The organism is uncultured Planococcus sp. (assembly GCF_947501725.1).
Lineage (GTDB): Bacteria > Bacillota > Bacilli > Bacillales_A > Planococcaceae > Planococcus > Planococcus donghaensis_C.
In genome coordinates, this window is record NZ_CANMXD010000004.1 from 216,744 (window position 1) to 237,917 (window position 21,174).

A 21,174-nucleotide genomic window follows, 5' to 3' on the forward strand; every position below is an offset into this window, starting at 1 on the left:
TTCGTTCTATTCTTTTAAACGGCTGAGTTCGATCCGCTTTCTTGCAAGTGTCTTCTTCAATTCTGAAAACAGCTCGTCCATCTGGCGGTAAGCAGCATAAGTGCCCGGGGATGCCTCGATAAATAATAATCGCTCTAAGCCATTCAAGGGTTCGAATCTCTCATCCTGCAAAGCTTCACGGCAATGGGCCAACAAGGAATTGTATACCTTAAGCCCGACTTGCATGGCAGCTTTTGCTCCCCTGTTTCGCTGGCGATGGAGATCGGCTAATTCTGTTGATAGCTGATTCCATTCCTTAAAAAAAGGCTCTAGTTGTTCTTTAGTTAATTTCTGTGACGATTTCACGTTTAACAAGTCCTTTTTTCTCACGCTTCTGCCCTTCACGGCAACGATCGAACAGCGGGCAGATATGGCAGCCCGGATTCTGTGATTTACAGTGATAGCGGCCAAAAAAGATGATTTGGTGATGCGTTTTGGACCAGTCATCAGCGGGTGTTTTTTTCATGATCGTTTCTTCCACTTGAAGCGGATTGTCTTTCCAGCGGTTCAACCCCAAACGTTTGGCGACCCGTTCGACATGAGTGTCCACCGCCAAAGCGGGAATTCCAAAAGCCACTGAAACAACTACATTTGCCGTTTTGCGCCCCACTCCCGGCAACGTCATCAGAAGATCCCGATCAGCTGGTACGATGCTGCCGTATTCATCGATCAAAATCCGGCTCAGCGCCTGGATGTTCTTAGCCTTATTGCGGAACAGGCCGATGGAGCGGATATCCTGCTGCAGCTCTTCCAAGGATACCGATACATAATCCTCAGGTGTATGGTATTTTTGGAATAAGTCAGCCGTTACCCGGTTCACCAGCTTGTCCGTGCATTGAGCGGACAAGAGCGTCGCAATCAGCAAATCAAAAGGATTGCGGTGGACCAATTCACAATGGGCATCCGGGAACATTCGGTCCATCTCATCTAGACAAGCAAGCCATTCTTTTTTGGACATCATCTACTTCACCTTCTAATTGCGGTCTTCCAGCCAATTATAAAACTGAACTTTTTTTGCAACGTTCTCTGTCGGCTGAATCCGTATATTTTTCTCTCTGAAAGAGCTCGCGTGTTTAGTGACTTGTGTAGAGGTTTTGATGTTCTTCTTTTTCCATTCGAATAGGATCCGGTCCACATAACGGAGACTGATTTTTTGGGAAATGACCGCTTCTTTCAATGCCATCCGGATCACTTCCGGCGTATGGCCATCCTGGTCCATCCACATCGAAATGGTTTCGATTTCCATTGGAGAAAGAAAACGTCCGAACTCCTGCTCGAATAATTGGAAGATTTCCCCTTCCAGTTCTTTTTGGGTGTTTTCTTTCACTTCATGCTGTTCTTTGTAAATACAATCCAGCACTCGATCCCACAAAGGCTGCAAAGAAATGATTTCTGTCAATACATCGTTTTCAGTCGTTTGTTCAATTGCCAAATATCCTTGCTGCATTAATTTCTGCAGCATAGTCGTTACGCTTTTTTGCGAAGTCATCATGCGCGCACCGATTTCATCAGGCGTCGGAAACTGGTTCCCGGTTTGTTGAAATGCCTGTATATGCATGAGCAGCATGGCTTCTTCGTCTGTGATCTTCAGTTCTTTATAAAACTGAAAAAAAAGCTGGGAAATGTTAACATTTCCCTGCTCAATCCACGTTTGCAGCCGATTAGGTTGTTTCATATCCCAACCACCTTTCCATTTATTATTTTTTATGGGTATAAGCGGTTCAATAGTCGTGGGAACGGAATTGATTCTCTGACATGTTCCACGCCGCTGATCCAAGCAACTGTGCGTTCAAGGCCCAAGCCGAACCCTGAATGTGGAACAGCGCCGAATTTGCTTAGATCCAAATACCAGGCATAAGCTTCTTCATCCAACCCATGTTCTTGAATGCGCTGCTTCATCAGCTCATAATCATGGATCCGTTCAGATCCGCCGATAATTTCTCCGTATCCTTCCGGTGCAATCATATCTGCACATAATACGACATCATCGCGTTCCGGATGCGGCTGCATATAGAAAGGCTTGATGCCGATCGGGTAATTGGTGATGAAAATCGGCATATCATAGCTTTCTGCCAAGGCCGTTTCATGCGGCGCGCCAAAGTCTTCACCCCATTTGATGTCGTCAAAGCCGTTTTTATTCAGCCATTTGATTGCATCATCGTAAGATACACGCGGGAATGGTGCTTTTATTTTTTCAAGTTTCGATACGTCTCTTTCCAGACGTTCCAATTCCAATTTGCAGTTGTCCAAAACAGACTGGACGATATGGGAAACATATTGCTCCTGTACTTCCAGGCTTTCTCCGTGTTCCACAAAGGCCATTTCAGGCTCGATCATCCAGAATTCGATCAAGTGGCGGCGTGTTTTGGATTTCTCGGCACGGAAAGTAGGTCCGAATGAGAATACTTTTCCAAGCGCCATTGCAGCTGCTTCCATATAAAGCTGGCCTGACTGCGACAAATACGCATCTTCGTCAAAATATTTTGTTGCGAACAATTCAGATGTTCCTTCTGGAGATGAACCCGTCAAAATTGGGGGATCCACTTTCACAAAGCCATTGTCATTGAAAAATTCATATGTCGCACGGATGATTTCGTTGCGGATTTTCATGATGGCATGCTGTCTGCGTGAACGCAGCCACAAATGGCGGTTATCCATCAGGAATTCTGTTCCATGCTCTTTTGGCGTAATCGGGAAATCCTTCGCTTCGTGGATCACTTCGATGCCTGTTACAGCCAGCTCATAGCCGAATGCAGACCGCTCATCTTCTTTTACTTCCCCTATTACATACAGAGACGTTTCCTGTGTCAAGGCTTTAGCAGCTGCGAAGATATCATCGCCCACTTCAGCTTTTACGACCACACCCTGTACAAATCCTGAACCGTCGCGCAGCTGCAGGAATGCAATTTTTCCGCTTGAACGCTTATTGGCGATCCAAGCTCCCAGTTTTACTGTTTGTCCGTTATATTTAGCCATTTCGGCAATGGTAATTTTTTTCATCCAGCGATAGCCTCCAAAAAATAATGTGATCTTAGTCTTTCCATTTAGATGTAACAAATTGATGGATCCGCTCTACAGCTTCCGTCAACGTTTCAAGTGACGTTGCATAGGATAGGCGGATCGTCGAATGCGCTCCGAATCCCGAGCCGGGAATAACCGCAACGTTCGCTTCCGTCAATAGAGCTGTTACAAAATCGTCGACGGAAGCGTAGCCGGTTTTCGCGGCCGCTTCCGAAACATCCGGCAATAAGTAAAACGCGCCTTGAGGACGGATCACGTTGAAACCTGGAATGTCCTGCAGTTTCGGAAAAATAGCAGTCAAACGTCTTTCAAACGCCTGACGCATTTCTTCCACGGTGTCCTGTGGTCCATTATAGGCTTCAATTGCTGCATATTGAGAAGTAGTTGTCGGATTTGATGTGGAATGGCTCGCCAAATCGGTCATGGCTTTGATCAATTTAGCATCACCTGCTGCATAACCGATGCGCCATCCTGTCATTGAATGGGATTTTGAAACCCCATTGATCAAAATCGTGCGGTTTTTTGCATCTTCCGAAAGAGTTGCGATGGATGTGTGCTCCACATCCCCATAGATTAGTTTTTCATAGATTTCATCCGAAACGATAAGGATATCAAATTCCCGGCAAACTTCGGCCAACGCTTCCAATTCCTCTTTGGAATAGATCATGCCAGTCGGATTGCTCGGTGTATTGAGGATGACGGCTTTCGTCCGATCAGTCACAGCTTCTCTCAATTGCTGCGGAGAGATCTTGTATTCCTGGCTGGCTGTCGCTTCTATGTATACCGGAACGCCCTGTGCCAATTTCACTTGCTCCGGATAGCTGACCCAATAAGGAATCGGAATGATCACTTCATCGCCTTCATTCAGCAATACCTGGAATAAAGTGTAAAGGACATGTTTTGCCCCGATGCCGACCATGACTTCTTTCGGTTGGTAGCTCAATTGCTGGTCCCGCTGCAACTTATTGATGATGGCTTCTTTCAAAGCGGGCAGTCCGCCTGCTGGCGTGTATTTCGTCTTGCCGTCTTTCATCGACTGATAAGCGGCTTCCAGAATATTTGCCGGTGTATTGTAATCCGGTTCCCCGGCTCCCAAACCGATGACATCGACTCCTTGAGCTTTTAATTCATTTGCTTTTGCAGTGATTGCCAAAGTTGTTGAGGGTGTTAGAGTTTGTACACGATTCGCTAAGTTGATCAAATTTTTTCCGCCCTTTCACAAATTCAATATGCGTTTCCACCATGTTCCATCATCAGCTGTTAAATAGACATAATTTAAGCTGTCCTCTTTATTCAAAAAAGCGATTTCCCATACCGGCCCATCGCTTTCCATACCGAGTTTGGTATGCAGGATTTTCTTGACATCCATCTCTGCAAGGGCAAGTTCACGTGCCTGTTGAGCAGTGATTTTGTCATCCAATAGCATCGTCTGCATCTTGCCTTCACCTTCCGGCACAAAAACAGCGGTCAATTCACCTTTGCTGTTTGTTCCAAGCACGGTTACAGAAGCAGAGGAATTGGTATAGACATACGCCCGTTCCACCTCTTCGATCAACTGCTCGCTTTTTGCACGGTCAATTGCCTGGCCTTCCGTTTCCGAATAAGGTTTATTGCCAAGAAACAATACCAGGATGATGATGGCTACTGCCAAAAAAGATAAAAAACCAAGTATGAATGTGATCCATTGTCTCATTTCATCACCTATGTTTTATAAATTGTAAAAATCGCTTTTTCAGAATCTTCCTTATCGAGCGCCAGCCCGAACATTAAATTTTTGTCTTTCAAGGTGCGGTTCAAGGCGTCCACCACTTTATATAAATCTGATTGATACGTAAGTTCCACTGTGGAGATCACTTCAATTTTCGATTCCATGTATGTGCCCTTCCTTTCGTTAGTTCATTGCTTATTATACCAAGCTTCAATATCCGTTACCATCTTTTCTAAAGACACTTTGGATACTTTGACTTTCGGCAAAGCGCTTATAAATTCATGTCCATACGATTTCGTCTCGATTCTGCGGTCCAGTACGATGAACAGTCCCTTATCGTTTTTCGAACGGATCAGCCTGCCGAATCCCTGCCGTAGCCTGAGCACTGCTTCCGGTAATGCATAATGCAGAAATGGATTGATGCCTTCGCGTGTGATGATTTCAGAGCGAGCCTTGAAAATCGGCTCATCCGGTGAAGTGAACGGCAAACGCACCACCACTACGGCACGAAGCGCATCCCCCGGCACATCGACGCCTTCCCAGAAACTATTGGTGCCAAACAGCACGGATTTCTGGAAACGCTGGAATGATTTCAACAATTTCATGCGGCTGCCTGATGAAATGCCTTGCGCAAACAGCATGTAATCATCGAGCAAACCCGTATCCTGAATCAAATCAACGGTTTTTCGGAGCATATCCTGTGACGTAAACAGCACAAAACAGCGGCCTTCCGTCACAATCACCGTCTGAATCACCGCGTCCGCCACCGATTCGATGTACTCATGCTGAGAAACTTGCTGGATGTCCGGCATGTCTTCCACAATGTATACATGCGCCCCTTGATAAAAATCCTTCGGCGGTTCGAACTTCAGGATGGGTACATTCTGCGGGATGCCGATCTGATTGACGATAAAACGCTCATTGGCAGGAACGGTCATGGTGCCGGACAGCCAGATAACCGCTTTGTCTTCTCGAGCAGACGCCACTACCTTGTCCACCAGGGATGCTACGGCAAACGGCCGTTTGTACAGAGACAAACTGGTCGGCAGACTTCTGAGGTCTCCTTCGATCCAGCTGACTTCATCAGTAAGAGGAAAAACGAAAATTTCGCTGAATTCAACTGCTTTGACCATCATTTCTTCCGTCCAATAGCGCCAATCCGCTATCGTCAGCTGGTCCTGAATGGTTTTTTCCGTCAATCGCTCAGCTTTCTGAAGAATGAGCTGCGACAAATCGATCCATCCGTTCAAATAACGCAGCATTTCCAGAAACCGGCTGTCTTCGAGTGGCAGTTCACGCAAGAGCGACGCATTCTTCTTATGGCGGCTGGATGCAAACTTCGATGCAAACTCAACTGCCATGAGGCTTGAAACATCATCGAACAGCGCTGTGAACTTCTGGAACAGTGATTCGAGCTTGAGCAATTCCGGAACAGTCGAAAAACCAGTCCGATCAGCTGTCTCAAAAAGCGCTGCAAATAACTGCCGATCGTCCAGAGTTCCAATCTGACCGAAAATATATTTCCATTGCGTATAAACGAAAGTTTTCTCATGCTGGGAAACGGCCGCCTGTACAACCTGGTGCGCTTCATCCCAAATGTAGGCATCAACATTTGACAGAATCGATTTCTTGCTCAAATGCTGATTCAGCAGAAAAGCATGGTTCGTGACAATAATATGGGCATGCTGTGCCTGTTTCAGCGCGAACTCATAGAAATCGGCTCTTTTTTCCTGTTTCGAAAGTTTTCGTATATGGGAACGGCGAATCTTATCCAGAACAAACTGGCCGCCGCTTGATGAATTGATTTCATTTAAGTCTCCGGTTTCTGTGGCCGTCAGCCAAACCAGCACCTGCATAATCGTGAAGGTTTCGTCATAGGATTCATCATCGCCTTGCAGCAATTCTACGAAGCGGGCAAGGTCAATATAGTGCGATAGGCCCTTGATCAACGAAATCCGCACAGGGGAACCGATAAAGGCTTCGACCATCCGTCCTTCCTTCAGCACCAGCTGGTCCTGCAAATGCGTCGTATAGGTGCTGATCAAAACCTGTTTGCCGGTTTTAAGGGAATGATTTACCGCCGGCAGCAGATAAGCAATTGTCTTGCCCATGCCTGTCGAAGCTTCGATAACCAGCTCTTTTTTCTGTGTCAGTGCATCCTCGATCGATGCCATCATATTGTATTGGCTCGGCCGCTTTTCGAAATTCGGAAAAACGGTTTCAAGTCCCTGCCGCCAATCCCGAGGAAGTGATTCCTGCATATCCGCATTTTCCGCATATGAGGTTCTCGGCTTTAAAGGGATTCCCTGGAACCGGTCGAAATGATCGGCCTGCGCATTTCTTTTTTTCTGCGTCAGCTCAAAGAACAGACGGGATAAATCTGATTTCAACTGGAAAGACCGTTTATGCAGAAATGCCAATGTATCGTAAGGCAGTGCTTCCAAGTCATTTTTGGCGCGCAAAAACAACAGGGCAGTGGCCATTGCATCATCGTCCGCACGGTGGGCGCTTTCCAACGGAATCCCCAGCTCCGACGTGATGTCCTGCAATTTAAAGCTGAATGCTGTCGGGTACATCAGACGAACCAATTCGACCGTGTCCATCGTGATGCCCTGCCATTTCGGCAAGCCGCTGCGCTTTAGCTCTGCCTGCAGGAAAGGCAGGTCGAAATTTGTATTATGTGCAACAAAAATAGCATCTTGCATCTTTTCGTACACAGTTTGTGCGTAATATTCAAAATCATGGGCATCTGCCACATCTGCGTCTGCAATATTCGTCAGATCCTGTATAAATAATGGGATGCTTCGTCCCGGATTGATGAATTTCGTATATGTATCAGTGATTACCTCATTTTCTATCGTTACCATTGCCAGTTGAATAATCCGGTCACCTTTTGCAGGGGAATGGCCCGTTGTTTCAATATCGACAACGACATACTTTTGCGTGTTCATCTTAGCCCCTCTTTCTTAGGTGATTGCCTAGAAAAATTGTAACATATCCTGCAGTTTTCCGCTTTCAAGATGAAAATTCAAAATTCTTTCCTGCCTTGCATACAAAAGAAAAACAGCCTCCGAAAATTTTCGGGGGCTGCATGGTTTACATGATTGTCGCTTCGGGTTCGTAATGGATGATTTCCTTGACTTGGTTATCGGCATCCATGATGGCGACTGTCGGTTTATGATCGCGTGCATTTTCGTTCATAACATACGCATACGACAGGATGATGACGATATCTCCGCGCTGCACAAGACGCGCTGCCGCTCCATTTACGCAAATGACACCGCTGCCGCGCTCTCCGGCAATAATATAGGTTTCGAAACGTGCACCGTTATTGTTATTGACGATATGGACTTTTTCGTTTGCCAGCATACCGACAGCATCCAACAAGTCCTGATCGATGGTAATGCTTCCCACATAATTTAAATCGGCTTCTGTCACCGTCGCACGGTGTATTTTTGAATTGAGCATCATTCTAAGCATAGATCAGTTCTCCTTTGGGTTGAAAATGATATTATCGATCAATCGCGCTTTCTCAAATTGGACAGCCAGTGCCAGAATCGCGTCGTTTTGGATATCTGCCGTCAATGTCGGGTAATCGAGCAATTCGATATAATCGATCTTTCCGGATGTATGTTCAATCAAGTAGGCAGTCATGGGTTCAATCGGATCCTGTCCCTGCAGAAATAAGTTCTTGCCCATTTCCAATGCTTTTTTCAAGTGAGGTGCTTCGTTTCGTTCTGCATCACTCAAATAAACATTGCGGGAGCTTTTCGCCAGTCCATCTTCTTCCCGGACCGTCTGGCCTCTCCGAATCGCCATCGGAAAATCAAAATCCTTCACCAGCGATTCAATGATCGCCAATTGCTGCGCATCCTTCTGGCCAAAGTACGCCAAGTCCGCTTCAGTTAAATGAAACAGCTTCGTGACCACTTTCAGTACGCCGTCAAAATGTCCGGGTCTTTTTGCTCCACAAAGTACTTCCGCCTGTGTACCGGCTGTAATTTTGATTTGGCTTTCGCGTGGATACATTTCTTCCACGCTTGGCGCAAAAATGACGTCGGTTCCCGCGCCTTCTGCCAGCTGCTGGTCGCGCTCCAGATTTCTCGGGTAGCGGTCGAAATCCTCGTTTGGTCCGAACTGAGCCGGGTTCACGAAAATACTCATCACCACTTTATCATTTTCGTCTTTGGCTTTTTTCACTAGGGACAGATGCCCTTCATGCAAAAAGCCCATAGTCGGGACAAGCCCAATGGTATTGCCTGCTCTTTTAGTTTCCCGAACCCAGTTTTTGAGCTCATCCACCGTCTGTAGAATCAACAATTTTTTCTCTCCTCTCGGGAAGAAAACCATATAAAAAGCCCTTCCGCCGAAAAAAAGACAGAAGGACAGTAAATGTGCGTTTGGTTTCCTCCGTCCCTGTCGTGTAAGTGATCAAGGCAGAACTGTTTACTATGAATTTTGGATGTAGTGCGGTTGTTCGGTGCAGTTCGCAAGCGATACTGCCCGTTAAAAATACTATACCAGAAATCCAGAAAAAAACATATTCCATGCTTGTTGGAATATGTGAATCTTAGGTTGAAGAAAGCGTTCCAGCCGGACGACCCACATCCTGCGGGCCCGAAAGCGGAGCTGGTTTGCTGAATAACTCATCATCGCATATTTAGAATGAATCCAGCACCTTTAATCGGCCATTTCGATATCCGCTGAATAGATGCCGTGAAGTTTGCCATCCGCTGTCCGCAACTGGAGGACACCGTCATCGGTGATGCCTTCTGCGATGCCTTCGAGCGTCTGGTTGGTCATTCGCGCGCGAACCGGGTGGCCTATGGTGGTCGAGTAGCTTTCCCACATGACTTTCAGCATTCCGAAGCCTTCTTCAATATACATCTGCGTATAGATTTCCAGATAATATAATAGGGACTGGACCAATTTTTGGCGGCTGACGAACTCTCCGCTTTCCATCTTCAGAGAAGTAGCGATATCCTGCACTTCCGGGTCAAAATCCTCTTTTTCCTGATTGATGTTCAATCCGATGCCGATGATCAATGCCTGAATGCCATCCACATCCGATTGAAGTTCAGTCAGGATGCCTGTGCATTTTTTACCGTTCATCAAAATGTCATTCGGCCATTTGATTTTCGGCTGCAGCTTGGTCACTTCTTCGATGGCTCTGACTACTGCAACTGCAGTGACAAGTGTAAATTGAGGGGCTTTTTGGGGTACTACATCCGGACGCAGGATAATACTCATCCAGACACCTTTCCCTGCTGCTGAATCCCATTTACGGGCCAATCTTCCCCGACCGGCTGTTTGGGCTTCCGTAAGCACCACAGTGCCGTCTGGCGCGCCTTCTTGCGCCAGCTGATGGGCGATGATTTGAGTGGAGGGACAGCTTTCGATGTATTCAATTTTTTGGCCGATTCGCTTGGTCTTTAATCCTGTTTGAATGGCAAGCGGTTCCAGTGTATCCGGCATAGAAACAATGCGGTAGCCCTTTTTCTTAACCGATTCAATCATATAGCCCTTTTCTTCAAGGTCTTTGATGTGTTTCCAGATTGCTGTTCTGGAAATGCCGAATTCATCTGCCAGTTGCTGTCCCGACACGGCTTCACCGTTCGACTCGATCAATCGCTTCGCTAACTTATGCGTGACGGTGATATTCATTTACAAACCAGTCCTTTATGAGTTCTTTGTCATTCTTTAATTCTCCATAAACAACGAGCTTTTCCAGTTTTTCGAGCCATTCCTTCAGCCAGGGACCTGATTTGCTTCCGCTCCATTCCATCAGCTCCCGGCCGCTCGCTGCAAGGTCGGATTTTGTTTGGATGGGCAGTTGCTCTTTGGCTTCTGCAGGATCTAGCCGTTTTCCGGTTATCCGCGCAGCCATCTCCAATTGTTCGGTTGAATACTGATAAAATGTCCATTGATCCCAAAAGTCTAAACTGGCCACTTCCAAGCTTTTTTGAATGAGCCGTTTGTCATCATTCGAGAAACGGTAATCCCTTATATCTGCAAATGGACGATTGCTTTTATGCAAGAGATAAATCCAGCCAAAAACCGCTTTGCCGCTGGAATGGTAGAGGCTCCAATCCACTTTGAACAGATTGCCGGCTGGCAAAAAATCCGTCAGCCGCGTATCCGAAAGGTAAGCCATACTTTTATCGGTGAACGAATTGACAAGAATTTTATCGATTTCCGCTTTCAGGCGTTCGACTGCAATCTCTTTGATCAATTCTGCATGGCGCTGGATGGAATCCAAAGTCTCCCTGTCGATAACAAAATCCAGTTGTCCTGAAAAACGAACCGCTCTCAGCATACGCAGTGCATCTTCCTGAAAACGTGCATCCGGATCGCCAACTGCTCGGATAAGCCGGTTGTCGAGATCATCTCTCCCACCGAATGGGTCAATGATGTCGAGGTTTTCCGTCATCGCCATTGCATTGATGGTGAAATCACGGCGCTTCAAATCTTCATCAAGGGATTGGACAAATTCAACTGAATCCGGTCTGCGGTTATCGGAATAATCGCCTTCGGTCCGGAATGTCGTCACTTCGATACCTTCTCCATCAACCAGCACCAGCACAGTGCCGTGCTCGATGCCCGTATCGACTGTCCGTTTGAAGAGCGATTTCACCTCTTGTGGTGAAGCTGAAGAAGCGACATCAATATCGTGCGGCGTTTTTCCAAGCAGAAAATCCCGGACAGCCCCACCGACCATATAGGCGTCGAAACCGGCTTTTTGTAAAACGCCAATGACCTTGATCGCCGTCTTCATTGTTGTTCATCCTTTGGCAGCAATTGTTCATATAAAGCTTCGTATTGTTCCAGAATTTTGGAGGAATGGAAACGCTCGGATACTGTTTTAAGAGCACCTTGCCGTAGTTTCTCTAGTTGCGCTGCATCACTCAACATCCGGACTGCATAATCAGCAGCTTTCTGCGTATCCCCCAATTCGACAAGGTAACCGTTTATGCCTGGCTCGATAATCTCGGGCATGCCGCCGATATTGGAGCCGATCACCGGCACACCGCACGCCATAGCTTCTAGCAGAACCAGACCGAATGCTTCTTTTTCAGAAAGCAGGAGTTTGATGTCGCTGATATTATAGAATTCGGCGAGGCCTTCCCGTTTCCCAAGAAACAATACGTCATCATCCAGTCCGAGATCACGCACCTGCTGGATGATCCGGCCCATTTCAGGTCCATCCCCCACTAACAGAAGTTTACATGCCAACTTCTGGCGAACCTTTGAAAAGGTCTCGACAACATCTTGTACGCGCTTAACATTTCGGAAGTTCGAAACATGAATCATCACTTTTTCATCTGCATCAATGCCCAATTCATTTTTTAGCTTCGAGGAATCCTGAGGAAAGTATTCCCTTTCATCTACGAAATTATAGACAGTTTCGATGGTTTTATCGGGGTTGATCAGATTATAGGTTTGATCCCTCAATGAATCTGAAACGGCTGTGACGATATCCGATTTTTCGATGCCGTAACGGATCGATTCCTTTAATGAAGAATCTGAACCCAATACAGTGATGTCCGTCCCATGCAGAGTCGTCACAATCCCGATATTGGAGCCAGCCATATCCCGTCCGAGAATGGCACAAACCGCATGGGGAATCGCATAGTGGACATGCATCAAGTCCAGCTCCTCATTCTTGATCACTTCTGCAATTTTTGTCGCCAATGCGATATCATACGGCGCATATTGGAAGACCGAATAGGTATTCACTTCCACTTGATGGCTGTAGATATTTGCATATGTTTTATTCAGGCGGAAAGGGGTGCTGGAGGTGATGAAATGCACTTCATGCCCTTTTTCCGCCAGCATTTTTCCCAATTCCGTGGCAATGACACCCGATCCCCCAACTGTCGGGTAGCAGGTGATGCCGATTTTCATTTTTCGCACAGTATTCTCTCCTATCCTCTTCGTTCTCCTAGCAGGCGCCAGTCGACAAACCCTTCCTCCAACCCCTTCAGAAGCACTTCAGCGGTTCCCATATTGGTTGCCAACGGAATACCGTAGACATCACATAGACGGATCAATGCAGTTACGTCCGGCTCATGCGGCTGGGCAGTCAAGGGATCTCGAAAGAAGATGACCATATCCATTTCATTCTGGGCAATCATCGCCCCTATCTGCTGATCTCCTCCCAAAGGTCCGGATTGGAAACGGATGACGGGAAGACCGGTTCCGTCAATTACCCGTTGTCCAGTTGTACCGGTAGCATATAGCGTATGCTGAGCGAGTATCGGCTGATACGCGGTAACAAATTGGATTAAGTCGTCTTTTTTGCGATCATGGGCTATCAAAGCGATTTTCATATTTTTTCCCCCTTAAACGATTATGTGTTCCAAGCCATAAATCAGTTCTTCTTTTTCCATAACCGTTTTAATGGATAACACGACGCCCGACATAAACGATCCACGATTAAACGAATCGTGGCGAAGCGTCAACAGCTGTCCATCCCCTCCGAGGAGAACCTGTTGATGGGCGACCAATCCAGGCAAGCGGACACTGTGGATCCGCATACCATCATATTTGGCACCCCGTGCGCCGGCAATCGTCTCTTTTTCGCGGACATGCCCTTGCTCATGAATTGGGCGTTCCTTCGAAATCAAATGAGCCGTCTTCATCGCCGTTCCGGAAGGGGCATCCAGTTTTTGGTCATGGTGCATTTCAATTATCTCGATATCCGGCAAGTACTTGGCTGCCTGCTCTGCAAACTTCATCATCAAAACTGCGCCAACCGCAAAGTTCGGTGCGATGATGCAGCCGACTTTCGAATCTTTTGATAATGCCATCAATTCCTCTAGCTGCTCATCCGAAAAACCAGTCGTTCCAACAACTGGACGGATGTTTAATTCCAAGGCCTGTTTCGTATGCTCGTATACAAATTCAGGAGTGGTCAAATCGACCAGCACATCCGGTTCGCTTTTTAAGTAGAGCTCTTTAAGGTCCGTAAAGACCGGCACGGTATAAGCAGAAGGAAATAAATTCGTGTCTGCCAATGTCTTTCCGACATTTTTATAATCCAGAACAGATACCAGCTCCATTTCCGGATTGTCCATTACTGTATGTACGGCTTCTTTGCCCATTTTCCCTCTTGCTCCTGCAATTGCCACGCGAATCTTCATTTATCTTCATCCTTTCTAGTCCAACGGTCTTTGTCTCGGCTGGCGAATTTCTCCATTACCCGGTCGTGTGCTTGTGCCAGGTCGATTTCCATTGAGTTTGCCATACAAATCAAGACGAACAGAACATCTCCCATTTCCTCTTCGATGCTATTAACCTCTTCTGTACTCTTTTTCTTTTTAGGCCCATATTCATGCATGACTTCTCTGGAAAGCTCACCTAACTCCTCTGTCATCCGAGCCATCATTTCCATCGGTTGAAAATAGCCTTCTTTATATTGTCCAATGTACTTGTCAACGTCCTGCTGCAGCTGTTTCATGGTTTTTTCTCCGTTCATTTCATCACACTCCTCAGTCAATCGTAAAGAAAACTGATGATGTTGTCAAAATACATTATTTATACGATAATACAGAAGTTGATTTGCAAGAAAGGGGTTTATCTAAATTGAACGAATTAAAAATAAAAAACATCTTTTTCATCCTTCTCGGCGCCGCCATCTATAGTTTTGGGTTTGTCCACTTTAATATCCAAAACGAATTGGGGGAAGGCGGTTTTGCCGGAATTACATTGATTTTGTATTTTATATTCAATTGGGACCCGGCATTGATGAACCTGCTATTGAATATTCCCCTGTTTTTTATCGGCTGGAAGCTTCTCGGCAGAAAAGTTTTTCTGTATACCATTATCGGAACAGTAGCCGTTTCCGTATTTCTGAAAATTTTCCTGATCTACGAAATCCAAATCAACTTGCAGGATGATCTATTCCTGGCGGCATTGTTTGCAGGTGTATTTGTTGGAGTGGGGCTCGGAATTATTTTCCGTTTCGGCGGAACAACAGGCGGTGTTGATATTATCGCACGCCTGGCGCAGAAATATATCGGCTGGAGCATGGGAAAAACAATGTTCCTATTTGATGCCGGCGTCATCATGCTGTCGTGGCTGACATTCCTCGACCATCGTTCCATGATGTACACATTGGTCGCTGTTTTTGTCGGCGCCCGCGTCATTGATTTTGTACAGGAGGGTGCCTACGCTGGACGTGGTGCTTTGATCATCTCAAACTCACAGGAAGAGATTGCCACCCGGATTTCAGTGGAAATGGACCGGGGCATCACAATCCTGCGCGGCTATGGCCATTTCACCAAAGAAGAACGAGAAGTCCTGTACTGCGTAGTGGCCAGAAATGAAATTGTCCGGTTGAAGAACATCATCAACTCCGTCGATCCCCACGCCTTTGTATCCTTGATGGAAGTTCATGACGTTATGGGCGAAGGCTTTACGCTCGATGAAGAAAAGCAGCCGATCGGCTGATGGACATAGAAAAAACGGCCCATTTTATGGGCCGTTTTTTTATGAACGGTTCATGCTTGTATAGATTAAGATCAATCGCGCAAGCTCAAGAACTGCGACTGCAGTAGCTGCAACATAGGTCATCGCAGCGGCGCTCAACACTTTTTTCGCATGGCGTTCTTCGTCATTCCGGATGATATTATGCGACAATAACTGGTCCATCGCCCGGTTGGAGGCGTTGAATTCCACCGGCAAGGTCACCAATTGGAAAACCACACCTGCTGCCAATAGGATGATCCCGATCAATAGCGCTCCGCTCCAAGCGGAGAAGAAACCGATCATGATGAAGACCCATGACATATTCGATGAGATGTTAACGATCGGCACCAGGCGATGGCGTAGGCGCAAGAACGAATAGTCTTCTGCATCCTGGATGGCATGTCCGACTTCGTGAGCCGCAACTGCAGTCCCAGCGACGGAAGCTTCATGATAATTATGGCTGCTGAGAGCAACAGTTTTTGTCAATGGATTATAATGGTCACTCAGCATACCGCGGCTTTCCACAACTTTAATATCCTGAAGATTATTGGCATCCAGAATCGTACGTGCCACCTGTGCTCCAGTATGGCCGGAAGTAGAACGGATTTTCGAGTATTTACCATATGTTCTTTTTAATTTAAATTGAGCCCAAATCGGGATGATCAGTAAAAGGATAAAATATAGGATATATCCACCCATGTGTAACCGACACCTCTTTCTTTCTGCTTGATACCCCTATTTTACTTGGGATAGTCAATATTGGTCAACTGAAACGGATTGTGATTTATTCAAATAAGCCACATAAAAGGCAAAACCGACACAAGCTATTGATAACCAGAAAGTGAAGTAGCCAATTTGGCTGCTGTAGGCACTCAAGGTACTGTAAATAGGCATTTGGCCAAAGACATAATCGATGACATCATTATGCAATGTCCAAATGGCGGTCAATGCAACAGTGAACCAGCCAAAGCGGTAATGTTCAATATACAGGACCGCTTGGAGGGCCATTGCAAAATGGGAAGCGACCAGCATCCAGCCGATCCATCCGATTGAACCCGTTTCCCATAATGTCAGCAAGTTCATGACAACTGCCCATAAGCCATACTTGATCAATGTGACAAAGGCCAACGCTTCAAACAGCCTGCTCCGCTTGCCAACTATCCACAGTCCCAGCACAATCGTAAAGAACAGGCTCGCTGTCGGACTGTCAGGTACAAAAATCAGAAAAATCGGCTCAGTGATTTTCAGTTGCCAGCCATACCATATGTAACCGTATACCGTACCGCCCAAGTTAATGAAGAAAAGCAGGATCAAAAACGGCCGGTACATCAGCCAGGCAGATATCTTAATCGCAAAGGATAGCATCAATTTCTTCCTTTCAGGGTAGAAAAAAAGAGCCGGTTTCCCGGCTCTTTTTTCTTTTTTATTATTCAGCTTCAAGGCCTGAAATAAATTCAGCCAGGACTTGCAGATCTTCATCTGTTCCGTCCCACGAAGGTGGCATCGTTTGTGCTCCGCCTTCTTCAATACCATTGACAGCGATGTCAGCGATTTCTTCAGGAGACAAGCCAGTTCCAACAAGTGTTGGTCCAACAGCCCCTTCCAGATTGTCGCCATGGCAACTGATGCATGCTGCTCCAGAGTAGATTTCATATCCTGGGTCAGCCGTATCAATTTCGACTTCCTCTGTAATCTGTCCTTGCGCTTCAGCAGCTTCCCAGTCATGGTTTGCTACTGACTCCCATGTAAGGAAGATGATAGAAGCGATACCAAGAAGCATGAAGCCTGTTGGCAATGGACGTTTAGAAGGACGTCTTTCCGGTCCGCGATCCAAGAATGGAGCCAGCATTAAAGCTCCAAAAGCAAGTCCTGGAACGATGATGGCACCAACCACGTTGAATGGTCCGGAAGCGAATTCGTATTTCAGTAATTGATATAAGAACAAGAAATACCAGTCTGGCAAAGGAATATAAGCTGTATCGGTCGGATCTGCCTGACCTTCAAGAGGCGACGGATGGGCGACGGTCAAAAGCAAATAACCGATCAAGAAGACTGCACCGATCATCCATTCTTTCAAAAGGAAGTTCGGCCAGAAAGCTTCTGTTTTACCAGGGTATTCGGAGTAATCTTTAGGAACATTCGGCTTACGGAATTCCATACTCGGAACACGCGAATCCCCTACAAATTTCATCCCTTTTCCGCGATGCATAGTGTTCCCTCCTTAATAAATCCTTGTTGCAGAATGAATTATAGCGGTCCTGAAATACCCTGTCTTCTGATCATGATAAAGTGAGCAGCTAGCAACCCAAGCAAAGCCGCAGGCAAGAAGAAGACGTGGATAGCGAAGAATCGTGTCAAAGTCTGTGCACCAAGGATTGTTGAATCCCCAGCCAATAGAATCTTGATTGATTGTCCGATAACCGGTACAGATGCTGCAATTTCAATCCCAACTTTTGTTGCAAATAGAGCTTTCATATCCCATGGAAGCAAGTAACCTGTGAAACTCAATCCAAGGATTACGCCAAATAGCATAACGCCCACGACCCAGTTCAACTCACGAGGTTTCTTATAAGAACCTGTAAAGAATACCCGCAGTGTATGAAGGAATATCATAACTACTACAAGAGAAGCTCCCCAGTGGTGCATCCCACGCACAATTTCTCCAAAAGCGACTTCGTTCTGAAGATAGTAAACCGACTGCCAAGCATTTTCAATATCTGGTACATAATACATGGTTAAGAACATACCGGATAAGATTTGAATTACTGTAATGAAAAATGTAAGTCCTCCAAAACAATATACAAATGCTGAAAAGTGGTGTGCGGGGTTTACGTGCTCAGGTACTTCATGGTCAGCAATATCACGCCAGATAGGCGTGATGTCTAATCGCTCATCAACCCAATCATATAACTTGTTTAGCACTGGTGTCGTACCCCCTAACTATTAAACTAATGTGTTTTGTCTTACTGCACCGATCGCTACAAAGCCATCCTGTTCTTGTACTTCGTACTCATCCAGTGGCCCAAGCGGTGGTGTTCCTGCGATGTTCTGTCCGTTTTTCTCATAACGGCCTGCGTGGCATGGACAGAAGAATTGTGTCGGGTTTTCTGGATCTCCCGCCCAGTTCACTGTACATCCTAAATGTTTGCAGACAGGTGAAAGCGCGATTAACTTATCGCCTTCTTTATACACCCAAGCTGAATTCGTTACTTCAGATACGTACCATGCATCCGTTTGTTCGAAAGCAAAGTCGACACGTACTGGCTCTTCAGTAATATCAGCTGCAGCTTGATCAGTTAGAACGAAATCTCCGCCTTCATGTTGCTGAAGTATCGGGTCTACCGCAAAACGAACCATTGGCATCAACATTCCTGCTGCCATGAAACCGCCTACACCAGTTAATGTGTAGCCTAAAAATTGACGTCGTGATACACGATTATTACTCATCCTTTTCCCCCCTCTAACATTCAAGGTCAGTCCAATGGACATACTCATTCAAATATAATTACTAGGACAACCTAATGATATATCAATCAAATCTTTAGGTCAATATCGCATTCAGCGTATTCCAGTAGTTTGTGAACATTTCATGAATGATGTGACCATTCTTTCATAAATAGCGGCAATACCTGTCTCAGCTGGTCTTCCATGACCGATTTCTTGAAGGATTGGTCCATATCTTCGATCGGAATTGCAGGCAGCCATAAAACGTTTTTCAGGCTGTCGATCATCCGCCATTCCGAATCAGTAGTCAGATAAAAGACATGTTTGAACTTGGTATGCTCCAGTTCTTCCGATAGTTCATCGGCAATTCGCTGCCGATTCGCTATTTTGGCATAAGAAACGGGCGGAAACAAAAGGATCCGCCCTTTAAATTGCTTTTCCAATAATGCCGTCAAGGTTTGCAGGTATTCAGAAGCGCCTGCACTCGGCTTCATGCCTGCAGCGCTTAAATCCAATTGCAAGAGCGGCACTACAGCCGTATCCACATAGTCCTGTTGGCTTAAATATTGATCCATTTCTTTTCCGATAAAATGCATAAAACTTTTTCACTCTCCATCTTTTTTCAAGGTTTTGAATGCCTGCAACATCGCTGACAGTTCGAAGAAACGGTCACGATCATTGGCATCCAGTGCCTCATCAATTTGTTTGTGAATGGTTTCTTCCTGAAAAATCGACATACTCTCTTCGAGAATCTTCTCCGCTATCAGGCGATCCTGTTCATTGACCGATGCGTTTTTAGGTACATACGGATTTTCTTCCAACACAGATAAATACAACGCTGGTGGAGGTATATTCGGGAAATTCAATTGAACGTACAAATCATCATCAGGATTCAATCGCAGATCATGAAACGACTTTTCCGCATCTGCTGTCATCAGATTTCCTTTATAGAAGCGAAACGGAATTTCTTTCGATTCAGTAGAGGACATGACCATTGCACGTGGACAATAATGCGCTTCTTCAACAAAATGGGTTTTTTCAAGCAGCTCTTCGTTGCTCAACATATAATTAAGAATCCAAATGCATTCACGTCTTTTCATCTTGTAGGATTGCAGAAACCAACGGACGAATTGCTTTTTCTCACCTATCGATACTGAAGCGGTCATGAAATTTCCTCCTTTCAATCAAATGACTGCTGCCAATCGAACCATTCCGGATTTTCAGGTTCCAATACCTGCAGCTCTTTAATAATTTCGAGGGCGCCCTCTCTTTTTCCTTCTTCTATCAGGAATAAGGCATACTTTTTCAGAAAACCTGCATCCTCTTTAAAAGATGGGTAAGCCTTATCGTAATAAACAGTTGCCTGCCCGTAATTCTCAGCGCGTTCATAGGCTTCAGCGATCATTGGGTAAAGGCCCGCCCAATCGTCGCCGCTTTCGATCACCATCTCTGCAAGCTCGAGCACATCGTCATCCGACTCTTCAGCATGGAAATACGACACCAGCGTGTAGATGGCCTCCATATACTCTGGATCCAATGCAATTGCCTGGCGCAGATGTCCAACACCTTCCTCTGCCTTACCGAGTTTCATGGCCAGCTTGCCGGCAAATAGATACAATTCCTTGTCGAATTCGTCCCTTGCTATGCCTTCACTTATGGCCTGATAGGCTGCCGGGTAATCTTCTGTCATATTCAGGCTTTGCGCCTTCAATAAATAAGCTGAAAAGTAATCGGGATCGATGTCGATCAATTCGTCAAGACGGCGGACGGCCATTTCATATTGGCGTGTCTGGAAGGCGGCAAATGCTGCACCGAACAGAACATCCGGCGTCGTCTGATCCTCCAACGCTTTTTCATAATGAGGCAAGGCCTCCTCGTAGGCAGCTCCTGCACTATATACTTCAGCCAGCCGTTCGGAAAAGTTTACGCCTTCAATTGCGATATTTTGCGCTTCGAGTTCCTGATAGATCTTCGCCGATTCCAGATAACGTCCGGAATCCAGCAGCAATTCCGCTTTTGCCTGCTGCAGCAGCGGCTCATCCGGCATCAGTTCTATCGCTTCGTTCAAGCGGTTCTCAGCTGCTTCAAGCAATCCCTGCAACTGAAACAGGTCTGCCAGCGTAACGAGCGCCTGTGCATACAGCTCGTCGTCTTTCGGCACCTCCATCAGGGCATTCAATGCATCGTCTTCCCGATCGGCATCAATCAACAGGTTGGCCCGGTCGATGATCAACTGTGCTTCTTCAGGAAAAATGTACTGCAGATGCTCCAGCACCTTAATGGCTTCTTCCACAAAGCCGATTTCTGCAAGCCATTCAGATAGACCATATTGCTCATCAGGATCTCCCTGCAGCAAATACTTATCCAGTAAGGTGTTCAGGAGATCGGGATCCCCTTGTTCCACCGCTTTTTGTATCTCTTCAATATTAGCCATACTATCACCTATTCCTTCACGTTCTTACTCTCATCCTACACGAAAGAACCGCTTTATC

Annotated in this window: 25 protein-coding genes; 1 reads left to right on the forward strand and 24 read right to left on the reverse strand. The window is 46.1% G+C overall.

Translation table 11 applies throughout. The features are described from left to right. Window positions 1–6 precede the first annotated feature (6 nt). The 16 genes from Q0785_RS07665 to Q0785_RS07740 all read right to left on the reverse strand — a co-directional run bounded on the left by Q0785_RS07665 (window position 7) and on the right by Q0785_RS07740 (window position 14,246). Complete coding sequence (locus Q0785_RS07665) at window positions 7–345, reverse strand: YpoC family protein (protein ID WP_298828003.1); 339 nt, start codon at window positions 343–345, stop codon at window positions 7–9. Next, on the reverse strand, window positions 320–1,000 hold the full coding sequence (gene nth / locus Q0785_RS07670) for an endonuclease III (protein WP_298828006.1): 681 nt from the start codon (window positions 998–1,000) through the stop codon (window positions 320–322). Before nth ends, Q0785_RS07665 begins: the two co-directional genes overlap by 26 nt. A 12-nt stretch (window positions 1,001–1,012) precedes the next feature. Continuing rightward, window positions 1,013–1,714, reverse strand: coding sequence for a DnaD domain-containing protein (locus Q0785_RS07675; protein ID WP_223632756.1), 702 nt, complete (start codon window positions 1,712–1,714; stop codon window positions 1,013–1,015). Between the two features lie 29 nt (window positions 1,715–1,743). After that, window positions 1,744–3,039: an asparagine--tRNA ligase gene (asnS, locus tag Q0785_RS07680; protein ID WP_298828014.1), complete on the reverse strand. Its 1,296-nt coding sequence runs from the start codon at window positions 3,037–3,039 to the stop codon at window positions 1,744–1,746. A gap of 31 nt (window positions 3,040–3,070) precedes the next feature. Further along, window positions 3,071–4,261 carry a pyridoxal phosphate-dependent aminotransferase gene (locus Q0785_RS07685; RefSeq protein WP_298828017.1) on the reverse strand — a complete coding sequence of 397 codons (1,191 nt, stop codon included), beginning with the start codon at window positions 4,259–4,261 and terminating at the stop codon, window positions 3,071–3,073. A 15-nt stretch (window positions 4,262–4,276) separates the two neighbouring features. Continuing rightward, on the reverse strand, window positions 4,277–4,753 hold the full coding sequence (locus Q0785_RS07690; protein WP_298828020.1) for a DUF5590 domain-containing protein: 477 nt from the start codon (window positions 4,751–4,753) through the stop codon (window positions 4,277–4,279). Window positions 4,754–4,761: 8 nt separating this feature from the next. Next, window positions 4,762–4,932 (reverse strand): YpmA family protein, encoded by a 171-nt coding sequence (locus tag Q0785_RS07695; RefSeq protein WP_191714259.1) that lies wholly within the window; start codon window positions 4,930–4,932, stop codon window positions 4,762–4,764. A 24-nt stretch (window positions 4,933–4,956) separates the two neighbouring features. Then, window positions 4,957–7,719 (reverse strand): ATP-dependent DNA helicase DinG, encoded by a 2,763-nt coding sequence (gene dinG, locus Q0785_RS07700; RefSeq protein WP_298828029.1) that lies wholly within the window; start codon window positions 7,717–7,719, stop codon window positions 4,957–4,959. A 145-nt stretch (window positions 7,720–7,864) separates the two neighbouring features. Continuing rightward, entirely contained in the window at window positions 7,865–8,248 is a 384-nt protein-coding gene (gene panD / locus Q0785_RS07705) for an aspartate 1-decarboxylase (protein ID WP_223632766.1), read from the reverse strand. A 3-nt stretch (window positions 8,249–8,251) separates the two neighbouring features. Next, entirely contained in the window at window positions 8,252–9,088 is an 837-nt protein-coding gene (gene panC, locus Q0785_RS07710) for a pantoate--beta-alanine ligase (RefSeq protein ID WP_298828032.1), read from the reverse strand. A 360-nt stretch (window positions 9,089–9,448) separates the two neighbouring features. Next, window positions 9,449–10,432, reverse strand: coding sequence for a biotin--[acetyl-CoA-carboxylase] ligase (locus Q0785_RS07715; RefSeq protein ID WP_298828034.1), 984 nt, complete (start codon window positions 10,430–10,432; stop codon window positions 9,449–9,451). After that, window positions 10,410–11,543, reverse strand: a complete 1,134-nt coding sequence (locus Q0785_RS07720) for a CCA tRNA nucleotidyltransferase (RefSeq protein ID WP_298828036.1) — start codon at window positions 11,541–11,543, stop codon at window positions 10,410–10,412. Before Q0785_RS07720 ends, Q0785_RS07715 begins: the two co-directional genes overlap by 23 nt. Then, entirely contained in the window at window positions 11,540–12,682 is a 1,143-nt protein-coding gene (gene bshA / locus Q0785_RS07725; protein ID WP_298828038.1) for an N-acetyl-alpha-D-glucosaminyl L-malate synthase BshA, read from the reverse strand. The genes Q0785_RS07720 and bshA overlap by 4 nt, the downstream gene beginning before the upstream one ends. A gap of 11 nt (window positions 12,683–12,693) precedes the next feature. After that, on the reverse strand, window positions 12,694–13,098 hold the full coding sequence (gene mgsA / locus Q0785_RS07730; RefSeq protein ID WP_223632776.1) for a methylglyoxal synthase: 405 nt from the start codon (window positions 13,096–13,098) through the stop codon (window positions 12,694–12,696). A 12-nt stretch (window positions 13,099–13,110) separates the two neighbouring features. After that, window positions 13,111–13,911, reverse strand: a complete 801-nt coding sequence (gene dapB, locus Q0785_RS07735; RefSeq protein WP_298828041.1) for a 4-hydroxy-tetrahydrodipicolinate reductase — start codon at window positions 13,909–13,911, stop codon at window positions 13,111–13,113. Then, complete coding sequence (locus tag Q0785_RS07740; protein ID WP_298828043.1) at window positions 13,908–14,246, reverse strand: nucleotide pyrophosphohydrolase; 339 nt, start codon at window positions 14,244–14,246, stop codon at window positions 13,908–13,910. The genes dapB and Q0785_RS07740 overlap by 4 nt, the downstream gene beginning before the upstream one ends. A gap of 107 nt (window positions 14,247–14,353) precedes the next feature. Here Q0785_RS07740 and Q0785_RS07745 point away from each other — a divergent pair, with 107 nt between their 5' ends. Then, a complete protein-coding gene (locus Q0785_RS07745) occupies window positions 14,354–15,220 on the forward strand; it encodes a YitT family protein (RefSeq protein ID WP_298828045.1) in 867 nt (288 codons plus the stop codon). A gap of 39 nt (window positions 15,221–15,259) precedes the next feature. On the opposite strand, the gene Q0785_RS07750 is transcribed toward Q0785_RS07745, so the two are convergent. The 8 genes from Q0785_RS07750 to Q0785_RS07785 all read right to left on the reverse strand — a co-directional run bounded on the left by Q0785_RS07750 (window position 15,260) and on the right by Q0785_RS07785 (window position 21,116). Then, a complete protein-coding gene (locus tag Q0785_RS07750; protein ID WP_298828048.1) occupies window positions 15,260–15,937 on the reverse strand; it encodes a zinc metallopeptidase in 678 nt (225 codons plus the stop codon). 54 nt (window positions 15,938–15,991) lie between these two features. Further along, window positions 15,992–16,603, reverse strand: a complete 612-nt coding sequence (locus Q0785_RS07755) for a DUF1405 domain-containing protein (RefSeq protein WP_298828050.1) — start codon at window positions 16,601–16,603, stop codon at window positions 15,992–15,994. 61 nt (window positions 16,604–16,664) lie between these two features. After that, window positions 16,665–17,447, reverse strand: coding sequence for a menaquinol-cytochrome c reductase cytochrome b/c subunit (locus Q0785_RS07760; protein ID WP_223632794.1), 783 nt, complete (start codon window positions 17,445–17,447; stop codon window positions 16,665–16,667). A 38-nt stretch (window positions 17,448–17,485) separates the two neighbouring features. After that, a complete protein-coding gene (gene qcrB, locus Q0785_RS07765) occupies window positions 17,486–18,160 on the reverse strand; it encodes a menaquinol-cytochrome c reductase cytochrome b subunit (RefSeq protein WP_223632797.1) in 675 nt (224 codons plus the stop codon). Window positions 18,161–18,181: 21 nt separating this feature from the next. Beyond that, window positions 18,182–18,685, reverse strand: a complete 504-nt coding sequence (locus Q0785_RS07770; protein ID WP_223632800.1) for a ubiquinol-cytochrome c reductase iron-sulfur subunit — start codon at window positions 18,683–18,685, stop codon at window positions 18,182–18,184. A 140-nt stretch (window positions 18,686–18,825) separates the two neighbouring features. Beyond that, complete coding sequence (locus tag Q0785_RS07775) at window positions 18,826–19,278, reverse strand: DUF2487 family protein (RefSeq protein ID WP_298828058.1); 453 nt, start codon at window positions 19,276–19,278, stop codon at window positions 18,826–18,828. Window positions 19,279–19,287: 9 nt separating this feature from the next. Next, complete coding sequence (locus Q0785_RS07780) at window positions 19,288–19,848, reverse strand: ReoY family proteolytic degradation factor (RefSeq protein WP_298828060.1); 561 nt, start codon at window positions 19,846–19,848, stop codon at window positions 19,288–19,290. Window positions 19,849–19,862: 14 nt separating this feature from the next. Next, window positions 19,863–21,116: a tetratricopeptide repeat protein gene (locus Q0785_RS07785; protein ID WP_298828062.1), complete on the reverse strand. Its 1,254-nt coding sequence runs from the start codon at window positions 21,114–21,116 to the stop codon at window positions 19,863–19,865. Between the last annotated feature and the right edge of the window lie 58 nt (window positions 21,117–21,174).

Coding starts and splice junctions, on each gene's coding strand:
- Q0785_RS07695 (WP_191714259.1), bottom strand. CDS start 4,932: ATGGAATCGAAAATTGAAGTGATCTCCACAGTGGAACTTACGTATCAA.
- Q0785_RS07750 (WP_298828048.1), bottom strand. CDS start 15,937: ATGGGTGGATATATCCTATATTTTATCCTTTTACTGATCATCCCGATT.
- dinG (WP_298828029.1), bottom strand. CDS start 7,719: ATGAACACGCAAAAGTATGTCGTTGTCGATATTGAAACAACGGGCCAT.
- Q0785_RS07775 (WP_298828058.1), bottom strand. CDS start 19,278: ATGCATTTTATCGGAAAAGAAATGGATCAATATTTAAGCCAACAGGAC.
- Q0785_RS07780 (WP_298828060.1), bottom strand. CDS start 19,848: ATGACCGCTTCAGTATCGATAGGTGAGAAAAAGCAATTCGTCCGTTGG.
- Q0785_RS07720 (WP_298828036.1), bottom strand. CDS start 11,543: ATGAAGACGGCGATCAAGGTCATTGGCGTTTTACAAAAAGCCGGTTTC.
- Q0785_RS07755 (WP_298828050.1), bottom strand. CDS start 16,603: ATGCTATCCTTTGCGATTAAGATATCTGCCTGGCTGATGTACCGGCCG.
- asnS (WP_298828014.1), bottom strand. CDS start 3,039: ATGAAAAAAATTACCATTGCCGAAATGGCTAAATATAACGGACAAACA.
- mgsA (WP_223632776.1), bottom strand. CDS start 13,098: ATGAAAATCGCTTTGATAGCCCATGATCGCAAAAAAGACGACTTAATC.
- Q0785_RS07675 (WP_223632756.1), bottom strand. CDS start 1,714: ATGAAACAACCTAATCGGCTGCAAACGTGGATTGAGCAGGGAAATGTT.
- nth (WP_298828006.1), bottom strand. CDS start 1,000: ATGATGTCCAAAAAAGAATGGCTTGCTTGTCTAGATGAGATGGACCGA.
- panD (WP_223632766.1), bottom strand. CDS start 8,248: ATGCTTAGAATGATGCTCAATTCAAAAATACACCGTGCGACGGTGACA.
- Q0785_RS07760 (WP_223632794.1), bottom strand. CDS start 17,447: ATGCATCGCGGAAAAGGGATGAAATTTGTAGGGGATTCGCGTGTTCCG.
- dapB (WP_298828041.1), bottom strand. CDS start 13,911: ATGAAGATTCGCGTGGCAATTGCAGGAGCAAGAGGGAAAATGGGCAAA.
- Q0785_RS07740 (WP_298828043.1), bottom strand. CDS start 14,246: ATGAACGGAGAAAAAACCATGAAACAGCTGCAGCAGGACGTTGACAAG.
- Q0785_RS07715 (WP_298828034.1), bottom strand. CDS start 10,432: ATGAATATCACCGTCACGCATAAGTTAGCGAAGCGATTGATCGAGTCG.
- Q0785_RS07785 (WP_298828062.1), bottom strand. CDS start 21,116: ATGGCTAATATTGAAGAGATACAAAAAGCGGTGGAACAAGGGGATCCC.
- Q0785_RS07770 (WP_223632800.1), bottom strand. CDS start 18,685: ATGAGTAATAATCGTGTATCACGACGTCAATTTTTAGGCTACACATTA.
- Q0785_RS07690 (WP_298828020.1), bottom strand. CDS start 4,753: ATGAGACAATGGATCACATTCATACTTGGTTTTTTATCTTTTTTGGCA.